The sequence below is a fragment of the Pseudomonas oryzagri genome (genome assembly GCF_020831405.1).
In the GTDB taxonomy this organism is placed as follows: domain Bacteria; phylum Pseudomonadota; class Gammaproteobacteria; order Pseudomonadales; family Pseudomonadaceae; genus Geopseudomonas; species Geopseudomonas oryzagri.
Genome location: NZ_JAJHPU010000039.1, coordinates 56,335 through 69,391 on the forward strand (window position 1 = coordinate 56,335; position 13,057 = coordinate 69,391).

Sequence of the window (13,057 nt, forward strand, 5' to 3'; positions counted from 1 at the left end):
CGGCGTGGCGCTGGCCGCCACGGCCGGCGCGGCACGCGGCGCCGCCGGCGCCTTGGCCGGTTGGCTGGCGGCTGCCGGGGCACTGGCCGGCTGGCCGGGCAGGAGCTGGATCAGCGCGGCGGCGGCAACGGCCAGCAGGGTGAGCAGCGGTACCGGCAGGCCGGCCAGGCTGTCCAGTGGCACCAGCAGGGCGAGACACTGCACGGCCACGGCGAGCACCAGCAGGGCGCTGGCCAGGCGCTGCAGGCGACGGTTGGCGGCGTCGGCCAGCGGTGCGATCAGCAGGTTGGCCAGACCGGTGAAGGCCAGATAGAGCGCCTCGGGCTGCTGCAGCCAGGGCAGGGCATCGGCGCGCAGGCTGGGCACGAAGGACAGCAGCAGGGCGGCCGCGCCCGAGAGCAGATGGACGGTTTTCAGAATGCTCAAAGAAATCACCTTGGTAACGATCGGATACGTGAAGAACGCGTCCGGGCTTGACGGCGGCGAAGCGGAGGGGAGAAACGCCCTGGCGAACAGGTCAGGCTGGACGGTGCGGACACAGGCTCGGCGGATGGATGCGCCAGCGGTCGGATGCACCGGCTATTTAACCGCAAAAGCCCGTGCGCCCTCAATTCCACCGTGTTCCGCGGCAATTCGACCATGGTCGCGTGCCGGCCCGGTGGACGCTGCGCCGGGGGGATTTTTCAGGCTATAATCCCCGCCCTTTGTCACGGCATGACGCGTGTGCACCCGCAGCGGGCGCGCCGTCTGCGCCAGGGCCGGTCGTCGTGCGAGAAGCGCGCTGCGACCGCCGTCAGGATTTCAAGACCGACCTTCGAGAAGCGAACCGACCATGATGCGCAGCCACTATTGCGGCCAACTCAACGAAAGCCTGGACGGCCAGGAAATCACCCTGTGCGGCTGGGTCCATCGCCGTCGTGACCACGGTGGCGTGATTTTCCTCGACATCCGCGACCGCGAGGGGCTGGCCCAGGTGGTGTTCGACCCGGATCGCGCCGAGACCTTCGCCGCGGCCGACCGCGTGCGCAGCGAGTACGTGGTGAAGATCACCGGCAAGGTGCGCCTGCGCCCGGCCGGCGCGGTCAACCCGAACATGGCTTCCGGCGCCATCGAGGTGCTGGGCTACGAGCTGGAAGTGCTCAACCAGGCCGAGACCCCGCCGTTCCCGCTGGACGAGTACAGCGACGTCGGCGAGGAAACCCGCCTGCGCTACCGCTTCATCGACCTGCGCCGCCCGGAAATGGCCGCCAAGCTGAAGCTGCGTTCGAGCATCACCAGCAGCATCCGCCGCTATCTGGACGACAACGGCTTCCTCGACGTCGAGACGCCGATCCTCACCCGCGCCACCCCCGAAGGCGCGCGCGACTACCTGGTGCCCAGCCGCACCCACGCCGGCAGCTTCTTCGCCCTGCCGCAATCGCCGCAGCTGTTCAAGCAGCTGTTGATGGTCGCCGGCTTCGACCGCTACTACCAGATCGCCAAGTGCTTCCGCGACGAGGACCTGCGTGCCGACCGTCAGCCGGAATTCACCCAGATCGACATCGAGACCAGCTTCCTCGACGAAGCGGACATCATGGGCCTGACCGAGACCATGATCCGCAACCTGTTCAAGGAAGTGCTGGGCGTCGAGTTCGGCGAGCTGCCGCACATGACCCTGGCCGAAGCCATGCGTCGCTTCGGTTCCGACAAGCCGGACCTGCGCATCCCGCTGGAGCTGGTCGATGTCGAAGACCAGCTCAAGGACGTGGACTTCAAGGTATTCGCAGGTCCCGCCAACGATCCCAAGTGCCGCGTCACCGCGCTGCGCGTGCCGGGCGCTGCGTCCATGCCGCGCAAGCAGATCGACGACTACACCAAGTTCGTCGGCATCTACGGTGCCAAGGGTCTGGCCTACATCAAGGTCAACGAGCGTGCCAAGGGCGTCGAAGGCCTGCAGTCGCCGATCGTCAAGAACATCCCGCTGGACAACCTGAACGTGATCCTCGACCGCGTCGGCGCGGTCGATGGCGACATCGTGTTCTTCGGTGCCGACAAGGCGAAGATCGTCTCCGAAGCCCTGGGTGCCCTGCGCATCAAGCTCGGCCATGACCTGAACCTGCTGACCTGCGAATGGGCCCCGCTGTGGGTGGTCGACTTCCCGATGTTCGAGGAAAACGACGACGGCAGCCTGACCGCCATGCACCACCCGTTCACCGCGCCCAAGTGCACCCCGGCCGAGCTGGAGGCCAATCCGGCCGCTGCGCTGTCGCGCGCCTACGACATGGTGCTCAACGGCACCGAGCTGGGCGGGGGTTCGATCCGTATCCACCGCAAGGAAATGCAGCAGGCGGTGTTCCGCATCCTCGGCATCGACGAGGCCGAGCAGCAGGAGAAGTTCGGCTTCCTGCTCGACGCCCTGAAGTTCGGCGCGCCGCCGCACGGTGGCCTGGCCTTCGGTCTGGACCGTCTGGTCATGCTGATGACCGGCGCCAGCTCGATCCGTGAAGTCATCGCCTTCCCGAAGACCCAGAGCGCCGCCTGCGTGATGACCCAGGCGCCGGGCGTGGTCGACGCCAAGCAGCTGCGCGAACTGAACATTCGCCTGCGCGAGCAGCCCAAGGCCGAATAAGCCGCCTGCCAAGGAGCCTGGTCATGCCAGGCTCTTTCAGTTTCGGCGCGGCAAACGTAGCAGATCCACCAGTAACACGACGGAGAGAGTCATGGCAGGTCATTCCAAATGGGCCAACATCAAACACCGTAAGGAACGTCAGGACGCCAAGCGCGGCAAGATCTTCACCAAGCTGATCCGCGAGCTGACCGTCGCGGCCAAGCACGGTGGCGGCGTGCCGGCGGACAACCCGCGTCTGCGTCTGGCGGTGGACAAGGCGCTGACCGCCAACATGACCCGTGACACCATCGAGCGCGCCATCGCCCGCGGCGCCGGCTCCACCGAAGCCGACAACATGGTCGAGCTGAGCTACGAAGGCTACGCGCCGAGCGGCGTGGCGATCATCATCGAAGCGATGACCGACAACCGCAACCGCACCGCGGCCGAAGTGCGCCATGCCTTCAGCAAGTGCGGCGGCAACCTCGGCACCGACGGTTCGGTGGCCTACATGTTCGACCGCAAGGGGCAGATCAGCTTCGCTCCGGGCGTCGACGAGGAAGCTCTGATGGAGGCCGCGCTGGAGGCCGGCGCCGACGACGTGGTCGCCGAGGGGGACGGTTCGGTCGAGGTGTACACCTCCTTCGCCGATTTCCTGGCGGTCAACGAGGCGCTGACCGCCGCCGGCTTCAAGGGCGACGAGGCGGAAATCGCCATGATCCCCTCGATCACCGCGCCGATCGCCGATCTGGAAACCGCCCAGAAGGTGCTGAAGCTGATCGACATGCTGGAAGACCTCGACGACGTGCAGAACGTCTACCACAACGCCGAGATTTCCGACGAGATCATGGAACAGCTGGGCTGAGTCCCACGCTGCAGGTCTCGGGAGCCGGAAGGGGCTGGGCCTCTTCCGGCTTTTTTTCTGCCACCGGTTTTGCGCGCGGCGTCATGCTCTGGCGGCAGCCGGTCCGTCGTCGCGTGACGGGGCAGGGCGCCCGGCCTATACTCCCGGCTGGATAAATAGACAGTGAGCCAGGGCGGCGGCATTGTCGAACAAGTTCGGATGACCTCGGCATGACCCTTATTCTCGGTATCGACCCCGGTTCGCGCATCACCGGCTATGGCGTGGTGCGCGACACCGGGCGTGGTTGCGAGTACGTGGCCTCCGGCTGCATCCGCACCGGCGAGGGGCCGCTGGCCGAGCGCCTGCAGAAGGTCTATCGCGGCGTGCGCGAGGTGATCCGCCTGCACGGCCCGGTGATGCTGGGCATCGAGCAGGTATTCATGGCGCGCAACGCCGACTCGGCGCTCAAGCTCGGCCAGGCGCGCGGTGCGGCGATTGTCGCCGCGATGGAGGAGGGCCTGAGCGTGGCCGAATACACCGCCAGCCAGGTCAAGCAGGCGGTGGTCGGTACCGGCGGCGCCGACAAGCAGCAGGTGCAGCTGATGGTCATGCACTTGCTCGGCCTGGTGCAGAAGCCGCAGATCGACGCCTCCGATGCCCTGGCCATCGCCCTGTGCCATGCCCATCACCGGCAGAGCCTGCTGCCCCACGGTCTGGGCGCGGCCCGGCGGCGCGACGGGCGCTTGCGTTTGTAACCTGAGGATTAGCAATCTTGATCGGACGTTTGCGCGGAACCCTGGCGGAAAAACAGCCGCCGCACCTGCTGGTCGACGCCGGCGGGGTCGGCTACGAGCTGGAAGTGCCGATGACCACCCTCTATCGCCTGCCCAGCGTGGGCGAGCCGGTGACCCTGCATACCCACCTGGTGGTGCGCGAGGACGCCCATCTGCTCTATGGCTTTGCCGAGAAGCGCGAGCGCGAGCTGTTCCGCGAGCTGATCCGCTTGAATGGCGTCGGCCCCAAGCTGGCGCTGGCGCTGATGTCGGGCCTCGAGGTCGATGAGCTGGTACGCTGCGTGCAGGCCGGTGACACCAAGGCGCTGACCCGGGTGCCTGGCGTAGGCAAGAAGACCGCCGAGCGCCTGCTGGTCGAGCTCAAGGATCGCTTCCAGGCGTGGGAAGCGCTGCCGGGCATCGCTCCGCTGGTCGTGGAACCTGCGCGCGTGGCGGCAGTCTCAAGCGCTCAGGGCGATGCGATCAGCGCCCTGCTGGCGCTGGGCTTCAAGCCGGCGGAGGCCAGTCGCGCCGTCAGCCTGGTGGAGGAGGACGGCCTGTCCAGCGAAGAACTGATCCGCCGCGCCCTGAAGGGCATGGCCTGAACCCGTGAGTGATGCGTGATGATTGAAGCCGACCGTCTGGTCACCGCCAGCCCGCGCGAGCGCGAGGAGCAGCAGGATCGCGCCATCCGCCCGCTCAAGCTGGCCGAGTACATCGGCCAGCCGGTGGTGCGCGAGCAGATGGAGTTGTTCATTCGCGCCGCGCGCGGGCGCAGCGAGGCGCTGGACCACACGCTGATCTTCGGCCCGCCGGGCCTGGGCAAGACCACCCTGGCCAATATCATTGCCCAGGAAATGGGCGTGTCGATCAAGAGCACCTCCGGCCCGGTGCTGGAGCGCCCGGGCGATCTGGCCGCGCTGCTGACCAACCTGGAGCCGGGCGACGTGCTGTTCGTCGACGAGATCCATCGCCTGTCGCCGGTGGTCGAGGAGGTGCTCTATCCGGCGATGGAGGACTACCAGCTCGACATCATGATCGGCGAGGGGCCGGCGGCGCGTTCGATCAAGCTGGATCTGCCGCCCTTCACGCTGATCGGCGCGACCACCCGTGCCGGCATGCTGACCAACCCGCTGCGCGATCGCTTCGGCATCGTCCAGCGCCTGGAGTTCTACAGCACCGCCGATCTCTCGACCATCGTCGGCCGCTCGGCCGGCATCCTCGGTCTGCCCATCGACCCGGACGGCGCCTACGAGATCGCCCGCCGCGCGCGCGGTACCCCGCGCATCGCCAACCGGCTGCTGCGCCGGGTGCGCGACTATGCCGAGGTGCGCGGTCAGGGGGTGATCAGTCGCTATATCGCCGATCGTGCGCTGGACATGCTGGATATCGACGCCCACGGTTTCGACCATCAGGACCGTCGCCTGCTGCTGACCATGATCGACAAGTTCGACGGCGGCCCGGTGGGCATCGACAACCTGTCGGCGGCCATCGGCGAGGAACGCCACACCATCGAGGACGTGCTGGAGCCCTATCTGATCCAGCAGGGCTACATCATGCGCACGCCGCGCGGGCGGGTGGTGACCCGCCACGCCTATCTGCATTTCGGCCTCGACGTGCCGGGCCGGCTGGGCGAAGTCGGCGTCGCAGGGCTGTCGGCAACCGATGAGTGACGGAAAAATAGTTGCCATGGCCGTTGGCAACCGGGGGAGCCGGGACTAGAGTATGCGCGCGCAAAACAAGAGCCAGCCGTTCACCCACCGTTGTCGGGTCTATTACGAGGACACCGATGCCGGTGGCGTTGTCTATTACGTCAACTATCTCAAGTTCATGGAGCGGGCCCGCACCGAGCGGTTGCGTACATTGGGCGTCGCCCAGTCGCAACTGGCCGAGCAGGGCCTGCTGTTCGTCGTTCATTCGGTCGAGGCGCGCTACCTGGCGCCGGCGCGGCTCGACGACGAACTGGTGGTCAGTGCCGAGGTCGACGAACTCAATCGGGCCAGCCTGGTCTTTGCCCAGCAGGTTCGCCGCACGGCTGACGATGCACTGCTCTGTGAAGGACGGATCACGGTGGCCTGTGTGCGCGCCGACAGTTTCAAACCCCGGGCCATGCCCGAAGCGCTGCGCGCAGCCTTCGCTGGCGCGGGACAAATCCCTGCAGGAGAGTAAGCGTGGAAGCCAACGCCGTTGACCATATGTCCATGTGGAGCCTGATCAGCAATGCCAGTTTCGTAGTGCAACTGGTGATGCTGGCCCTGGTCGCCGCTTCGGTCACTTCGTGGATCATGATCTTCCAGCGCAGCACCATGCTGCGTGCCGCCAAGCGCGGGCTGGACAATTTCGAGGAGCGCTTCTGGTCGGGCATCGACCTGTCCAAGCTGTATCGCCAGGCCGGCAGCAGCCCCGACCCGGATTCCGGCGTCGAGCAGATCTTCCGCGCCGGCTTCAAGGAGTTCTCGCGTCTGCGCCAGCAGCCGGGCGTCGATCCGGACGCGGTGATGGACGGCGTCAACCGCGCCATGCGCGTCGCCATCTCCCGCGAGGAGGAGAAGCTCGAGCAAAGCCTGCCGTTCCTCGCCACCGTCGGTTCGACCAGCCCGTACGTGGGCCTGTTCGGCACCGTGTGGGGCATCATGAACTCCTTCCGCGGCCTGGCCCAGGTTCAGCAGGCCACCCTGGCCACCGTGGCGCCGGGCATCGCCGAGGCGCTGATCGCCACCGCCATCGGTCTGTTCGCCGCGATTCCGGCGGTGATCGCCTACAACCGCTTCTCCGCGCGCGGCGAGCTGCTGATCGGCCGCTACTACACCTTCGCCGACGAGTTCCAGGCCATCCTGCACCGCAAGGTGCACACCAGCGACGATTGATGCCGTCCTCCGATGCGCCAGGCCTTGCCCGGCGCATCGGACCAGGTTCTCCGACAGGTTCGATAAGACATGGCCAGAATTCGCAACAGACGCAAGCCGGTCGCCGAGATGAACGTCGTTCCCTACATCGACGTCATGCTGGTGCTGCTGGTGATTTTCATGGTGACCGCACCGATGCTCAACCAGGGGGTCAAGGTCGACCTGCCCAAGGTCAGCAGCGAGGCGCTGCCGCAGGACAACAATGCCCAGGTGCTGACCATCTCGATCAAGGCCGACAAGACCTACTACTGGAACATGGGTAGTGAAGTCGACGTCGATACGGTGCAGGACAAGGCGCTGACCCTCGAGGAAATGACCCGCGCGGTCTCCGCGATCATGAACCAGGGGCGCAGCCAGGGTAAGCAGATCCAGGTCTTCGTCCGTGGTGACAAGGCGGTGGACTACGGCGCGGTCATGGCGGCCATGGGCGGCCTGCAGCAGGCCGGCGTGGGCAATGTCGGGCTGATTACCGAGGCGCCCTGATGCAGCAACACGAGCGCTCCTCCTCGGAAAGCTACTTCTGGCCGGTCGTCTGGGCCGTGGCTCTGCACGCGCTGATCTTCGCCATGCTGTTCGTCAGCTTCGCCATGACGCCGGAGCTGCCGCCGTCGCGGCCGATCGTCCAGGCGACCCTCTATCAGCTGAAGTCGCAGAGCCAGGCGACGGTGCAGACCAACCAGCGCATCGCCGGCGAGGCCAAGAAGACCGCCGCTCCGCAGTACGAAACCGAGCAGATGGAGCAGAAGAAGGCCGAGCAGCAGCGCCTGGCCGCGGCCAAGGCAGCGGAGCAGAAGAAGGCTGCAGAGGCCAAGGCGGCCGAGCAGCAGAAGGCTGCGGAGGCCGAGCAGGCCAAGGCCGCCGAGGCGCAGAAACAGAAAGAGGCGGCCGCCGCCAAGGCCAGGGCGGATGCCGAGAAGAAGGCCGCCGAGCAGAAGCAGCAGGCCGATATCGCCAAGAAGAAAGCGGCCGAGGAAGCAGCCAAGAAGAAGGCTGCCGAGGAAGCCGCGAAGAAGAAAGCGACGGAAGAGGCCGCGAAAAAGAAGGCCGCCGAGGAACTGGCGAAGAAAAAAGCTGCCGAAGAAGCCAAGAAGAAGGCCGCCGCCGAGGAGGCGAAGAAGAAAGCGGCAGCCGACGCTGCGCAGGCGCGCAAGTCGCAGGAAGACAAGAAGGCTGCCGCGCTGGCCGAACTGCTCGCCGACGACGTGCAGCACCAGCAGGCGCTGGCCGACGAGGTCGGCGATCAGGTGGCCGGCAACCTCGACGACCTGATCATCAGTCTGGTCAGTCAGGAGTGGCGGCGCCCACCGTCGGCCCGCAAAGGGATGAGCGTGACCGTAACCATCCAGATGCTGCCCGATGGCACCATCACCAGCGCCAGCGTGAGCCGCTCCAGCGGTGACGTGGCCTTCGACAATTCGGCGGTAGCTGCGGTACGCAACGTCGGCCGCATCCCGGAAATACAGCAATTGGACCGCCCGACCTTCGATCGCATGTATCGACAGCGAGCGATGATCTTCAAACCGGAGGACTTGAGTCTGTGAACATCCTGATCCGCGTGGCCCTGCTGGGCCTGACGCTGCTCGCCGGTGTGGCGAGCGCGGCCGACCCGCTGGTGGTCTCCAGCGGCACCGACCGGGCGATCCCGATTGCCGTGGTGCCGTTCGCCTCCCAGGGCGGCGCCGTGCTGCCCGAGGACATGGCCGACATCATCGGCAAGGACCTGCGCAATTCCGGCTACTTCGAGCCGATTCCGCGGCAGAACATGATCAGCCTGCCGGGCCAGGCCAGCGAGGTGATCTATCGCGACTGGAAGGCCCTCGGCGCGCAGTACGTGCTGACCGGCAGCATGGTGCCGGGCGGCGCCGGCCTGCAGATCCAGTACGCGCTGTTCAACGTCACCACCGAACAGCAGATGCTGACCGGCACCGTCGGCGGCACCACCGCCCAGCTGCGCGACATGGCGCACTTCATCTCCGACCAGGCGTTCGAGAAGCTCACCGGCATCAAGGGCGCCTTCTCCACCAAGCTGCTGTTCGTTACCGCCGAACGTTTCTCGGTCAACAACACCCGCTACACCCTGCAGCGCGCCGACTACGACGGCGCCCGCGCGGTGACCCTGCTGCAGTCGCGCGAGCCGATCGTTTCGCCGAGCTACGCGCCGGACGGCCGCCGCATCGCCTACGTGTCCTTCGAACAGCAGCGCCCGCGCATCTTCGTGCAGAACATCGATACCGGCCGCCGCGAGCAGGTCACCAACTTCGAGGGCCTCAACGGTGCCCCGGCCTGGTCGCCGGACGGCAATCGCCTGGCCTTCACCCTGTCGCGTGACGGCAACCCGGAAATCTACGTGATGGACATGGGCAGCCGTCAGGTGCGTCGCGTGACCAACAATGCGGCGATCGACACCGAGCCGTTCTGGGGCAAGGACGGGCAGACCATCTACTTCACCTCCGACCGTGGCGGCAAGCCGCAGATCTACAAGACCAACATCGCCTCCGGTGCGGCCGAGCGGGTCACCTTCGTCGGCAACTACAACGCCAACCCGAAGCTGTCCGCTGACGAGAAGACGCTGGTGATGGTGCACCGTCAGGAGGGCTTCACGGTGTTCAAGGTGGCCGCCCAGGACCTGCAGCGCGGCAACCTGCGCGTGCTTTCGGAGACCAGTCTGGACGAGTCGCCCACTGTCGCACCCAATGGCGCCATGCTAATCTACGCCACCCGTCAGCAGGGTCGGGGCGTGCTCATGCTCGTGTCCACCAATGGACGCGTCCGCCTCCCGATCCCCGCAGCCCAGGGCGAAATTCGCGAGCCTTCCTGGTCACCCTATCTGAACTGAGGGCGGCCTCGCTTTGTTGTGTGTTTGATCTTATCTATGGGGTTTTAGGAGTAATACAATGGAAATGCTGAAATTCGGCAAGTTCGCCGCTCTGGCTCTGGCCATGGCCGTTGCAGTGGGTTGTTCCTCCAAGGGCGGCGACGCCGCTGGCGAAGGTGCCGTTGATCCGAACGCCGGCTACGGTGCCAACGCCGGCGCCGTCGACGGCAGCATGGGCAGCGAAGAGGCCGCTCTGCGCGCCATCACCACCTTCTACTTCGAGTACGACAGCTCCGACCTGAAGCCGGAAGCCATGCGCGCTCTGGACGTCCACGCTCGCGACCTGCAGGCCAGCGGCCAGCGCGTCGTCCTGGAAGGCCACGCCGACGAGCGCGGCACCCGTGAGTACAACATGGCTCTGGGCGAGCGTCGTGCCAAGGCCGTTCAGCGCTACCTGGTGCTGCAGGGCGTGTCCCCGGCCCAGCTGGAACTGGTTTCCTACGGCGAAGAGCGTCCGGTGGCCATGGGTAGCAGCGAAGAGAGCTGGACCCAGAACCGTCGCGTCGAGCTGAAGAAGTAAGACGCCATGCGCAAGCACTCCCGTCTCCTGACCCTGCTGGCCCTGGCCGCGCCGCTTTCGACCTGGGCCCAGGTGCCCGTCATGGAAGGTAGCAGCGGTTATCCGCCGTCCGGTTATGGGGCGACGGGAGCTGCCTATGCCGGCGGCGCAACCAATGCGGCTGCGCCGGCCTCGGCACAGGCTGAACTCTTCCTGCAGCTGCAGCAGCTGCAGGAAGAGGTCGCTCGCCTGCGGGGCACGCTGGAAGAGCAGCAGTACGAGATCCAGCGCCTCAAGCAGGAAAGCCTGGAACGCTACCAGGACCTGGATGGCCGTCTTTCCTCCTCCGCCCAGGCGCCCGCGCCGGCTCCGATGGCCCCCGCCGCTGCGCCGGGCGATGCCTCGCAAGCCCAAGCTCCCGCGGTCGCACCGGCCGGCAACGGCACGCCGGGCGATCCGGCCAAGGAAAAGCTGTTCTACGACGCTGCCTTCGATCTGATCAAGGCCAAGGATTTCGCCAAGGCCGACCAGGCCTTCACCGCCTTCCTGCGCAAGTACCCGAACAGTCAGTACTCCGGCAATGCCCAGTACTGGTTGGGTGAGGTCAAGCTCGCCCAGGGCGACCTGCAGGGCGCCGGCCGCGCCTTCGCCCAGGTCAGCCAGAGTTATCCGCAGCACCAGAAGGTGGCCGATTCGCTGTACAAGCTCGCCGACGTCGAGCAGCGCCTCGGTAACGCCGCCAAGGCCAAGGGCATTCTCCAGCAGGTGATCGCCCAGTATCCCGGTACTTCGGCAGCCCAGTTGGCCCAGCGCGATCTGGCCCGCCTGCCCTGACGAACTGCCGCTGACGAAGGAACCCGCGCCCGGCGCGGGTTTTTTCGTTAAAATCGCCGCCCTTTTCCACTTTCTGCAACGGAGGCGGATGGCCTGTTTCGCTATCACGCCCGTGGCTTATGACCCAGACACTGCGAATCACCGAAATCTTCTTTTCCCTGCAGGGGGAAGCGCGCACCGTTGGCCTGCCGACCGTATTCGTGCGCCTGACCGGCTGTCCCCTGCGTTGCGACTACTGCGATACCGCCTATGCCTTCAGCGGCGGCGAGCTGATGACCCTCGAGGCGATCCTCGATCAGGTCGCCGCCTACCGGCCGCGCTACGTGTGCGTGACCGGCGGCGAGCCGCTGGCGCAGCCCAACTGCCTGCCGCTGCTGAGCGCCCTGTGCGATGCCGGCTATGACGTTTCGCTGGAAACCAGCGGAGCGCTGGACATCGCGGCGGTGGACCGCCGGGTGAGTCGGGTGGTCGACCTGAAGACTCCGGGCTCGGGCGAAGTCGGCCGCAACCGCTACGAGAATATGGCCGAGCTGACCGGCAACGATCAGGTCAAGTTCGTCGTCTGCTCGCGCGAGGACTACGACTGGGCGGTGTCCAAGCTTATCGAGTACCGCCTGGACGAGCGTGCCGGCGAGGTGCTGCTGTCGCCCAGCCATCACCAGCTGGAGCCGCGCACCCTGGCCGAATGGATCATCGCCGACAACTTGCCGGTACGTCTGCAGCTGCAGCTGCACAAGTACCTGTGGAACGACGAGCCGGGGCACTGAGATGAGCGACAAGAAAGCGGTAATCCTGTTGTCCGGCGGCCTCGACTCGGCCACCGTGCTGGCCATGGCGCGCGCCGAGGGCTACGCCTGCTACACCATGAGCTTCGACTACGGCCAGCGCCATCGCGCCGAGCTGCAGGCCGCCGAGCGGGTGGCGCGCCAGCTGGGCGCGGTCGAGCACAAGGTGGTCGGCATCGATCTCAACGGCATCGGCGGCTCGGCGTTGACCGACAGCTCGATCGCCGTGCCGGAGCAGCCGGGCGAGGGCATTCCGGTGACCTACGTACCGGCGCGCAACACCCTGTTCCTGTCCCTGGCGCTGGGCTGGGCCGAGGTGCTCGGCGCCGCCGACATCTTCATCGGCGTCAACGCGGTGGACTACTCCGGCTATCCCGACTGCCGCCCGGAGTTCATCGACGCCTTCGAGCGCCTGGCCAATCTGGCGACCAAGGCGGGCGTCGAGGGCAACGGCTTCCGGATTCGCGCACCGCTGCAGTACCTGTCCAAGGCCGAGATCATCCAGGCCGGCATCGCCCGGGGCGTGGATTTCGCGCTGACCGTGTCCTGCTACCAGGCCGATGCCGACGGTCGCGCCTGCGGTCGCTGCGACAGCTGCCGCCTGCGTGCCGAGGGTTTTCAGGCCGCCGCCGTTGCCGATCCGACCCGCTATCGTTGAATGAATGCAGAATAAGGTTGAAATTCTGAATTAAATCAGTATGATGCGCAGGCGTTGGGTCGTTAGCTCAGTGGTAGAGCAGTTGGCTTTTAACCAATTGGTCGTAGGTTCGACCCCTACACGACCCACCACTTTTTTCGTCAGCCTCATGAAGGTCGAGAATTCTTGATTTGCTGAGGCTGATTAGTAGCATGCATCACCTGGGTCGTTAGCTCAGTGGTAGAGCAGTTGGCTTTTAACCAATTGGTCGTAGGTTCGACCCCTACACGACCCACCACTTTCCCCGCTCCTGTTTCTCC

14 protein-coding genes, 2 tRNA genes and 1 pseudogene (1 of these 17 cut by a window edge) are annotated in these 13,057 nt (G+C 66.0%); 16 read left to right on the plus strand and 1 reads right to left on the minus strand.

Features of this window, described 5'->3' with window-relative positions:
* Positions 1–420 (minus strand): annotated as a pseudogene (locus LMJ29_RS13565) (cold shock domain-containing protein membrane protein); it reaches 263 nt to the left of the window's first position.
* Positions 421–832: 412 nt separating this feature from the next.
* On the opposite strand from LMJ29_RS13565, the gene aspS reads away from it, so the two are divergent.
* The 16 genes from aspS to LMJ29_RS13645 all read left to right on the plus strand — a co-directional run bounded on the left by aspS (position 833) and on the right by LMJ29_RS13645 (position 13,035).
* Positions 833–2,608, plus strand: a complete 1,776-nt coding sequence (gene aspS, locus LMJ29_RS13570; RefSeq protein WP_229606051.1) for an aspartate--tRNA ligase — start codon at positions 833–835, stop codon at positions 2,606–2,608.
* A 91-nt stretch (positions 2,609–2,699) separates the two neighbouring features.
* On the plus strand, positions 2,700–3,449 hold the full coding sequence (locus LMJ29_RS13575) for a YebC/PmpR family DNA-binding transcriptional regulator (RefSeq protein WP_229606052.1): 750 nt from the start codon (positions 2,700–2,702) through the stop codon (positions 3,447–3,449).
* 209 nt (positions 3,450–3,658) lie between these two features.
* Complete coding sequence (ruvC, locus tag LMJ29_RS13580; protein ID WP_229606053.1) at positions 3,659–4,183, plus strand: crossover junction endodeoxyribonuclease RuvC; 525 nt, start codon at positions 3,659–3,661, stop codon at positions 4,181–4,183.
* A gap of 17 nt (positions 4,184–4,200) precedes the next feature.
* Positions 4,201–4,806, plus strand: coding sequence for a Holliday junction branch migration protein RuvA (gene ruvA, locus LMJ29_RS13585; RefSeq protein ID WP_229606054.1), 606 nt, complete (start codon positions 4,201–4,203; stop codon positions 4,804–4,806).
* An 18-nt stretch (positions 4,807–4,824) separates the two neighbouring features.
* Positions 4,825–5,874 (plus strand): Holliday junction branch migration DNA helicase RuvB, encoded by a 1,050-nt coding sequence (gene ruvB, locus LMJ29_RS13590; RefSeq protein ID WP_229606153.1) that lies wholly within the window; start codon positions 4,825–4,827, stop codon positions 5,872–5,874.
* A 52-nt stretch (positions 5,875–5,926) separates the two neighbouring features.
* Positions 5,927–6,370: a tol-pal system-associated acyl-CoA thioesterase gene (gene ybgC, locus LMJ29_RS13595; protein ID WP_229606055.1), complete on the plus strand. Its 444-nt coding sequence runs from the start codon at positions 5,927–5,929 to the stop codon at positions 6,368–6,370.
* 2 nt (positions 6,371–6,372) lie between these two features.
* Positions 6,373–7,068, plus strand: a complete 696-nt coding sequence (gene tolQ / locus LMJ29_RS13600; protein WP_229606056.1) for a protein TolQ — start codon at positions 6,373–6,375, stop codon at positions 7,066–7,068.
* A gap of 69 nt (positions 7,069–7,137) precedes the next feature.
* Positions 7,138–7,590 (plus strand): protein TolR, encoded by a 453-nt coding sequence (gene tolR / locus LMJ29_RS13605; protein ID WP_229606057.1) that lies wholly within the window; start codon positions 7,138–7,140, stop codon positions 7,588–7,590.
* Positions 7,587–8,648 (plus strand): cell envelope integrity protein TolA, encoded by a 1,062-nt coding sequence (gene tolA / locus LMJ29_RS13610; protein ID WP_229606154.1) that lies wholly within the window; start codon positions 7,587–7,589, stop codon positions 8,646–8,648. Before tolR ends, tolA begins: the two co-directional genes overlap by 4 nt.
* The gene (gene tolB, locus LMJ29_RS13615) at positions 8,645–9,943 is read left to right on the plus strand and encodes a Tol-Pal system beta propeller repeat protein TolB (protein WP_229606058.1); all 1,299 of its coding nucleotides are present in this window, start codon (positions 8,645–8,647) and stop codon (positions 9,941–9,943) included. Before tolA ends, tolB begins: the two co-directional genes overlap by 4 nt.
* A gap of 58 nt (positions 9,944–10,001) precedes the next feature.
* The gene (gene pal / locus LMJ29_RS13620) at positions 10,002–10,502 is read left to right on the plus strand and encodes a peptidoglycan-associated lipoprotein Pal (protein ID WP_229606059.1); all 501 of its coding nucleotides are present in this window, start codon (positions 10,002–10,004) and stop codon (positions 10,500–10,502) included.
* A gap of 6 nt (positions 10,503–10,508) precedes the next feature.
* Positions 10,509–11,315 (plus strand): tol-pal system protein YbgF, encoded by an 807-nt coding sequence (gene ybgF / locus LMJ29_RS13625; RefSeq protein ID WP_229606060.1) that lies wholly within the window; start codon positions 10,509–10,511, stop codon positions 11,313–11,315.
* Between the two features lie 119 nt (positions 11,316–11,434).
* Positions 11,435–12,082, plus strand: coding sequence for a 7-carboxy-7-deazaguanine synthase QueE (queE, locus tag LMJ29_RS13630; RefSeq protein ID WP_229606061.1), 648 nt, complete (start codon positions 11,435–11,437; stop codon positions 12,080–12,082).
* A 1-nt stretch (position 12,083) separates the two neighbouring features.
* Positions 12,084–12,758 (plus strand): 7-cyano-7-deazaguanine synthase QueC, encoded by a 675-nt coding sequence (queC, locus tag LMJ29_RS13635; protein ID WP_229606062.1) that lies wholly within the window; start codon positions 12,084–12,086, stop codon positions 12,756–12,758.
* A 56-nt stretch (positions 12,759–12,814) separates the two neighbouring features.
* Positions 12,815–12,889, plus strand: a tRNA-Lys gene (locus tag LMJ29_RS13640).
* A gap of 71 nt (positions 12,890–12,960) precedes the next feature.
* A tRNA-Lys gene (locus LMJ29_RS13645) sits at positions 12,961–13,035 on the plus strand.
* The last annotated feature ends 22 nt before the right edge of the window (positions 13,036–13,057 follow it).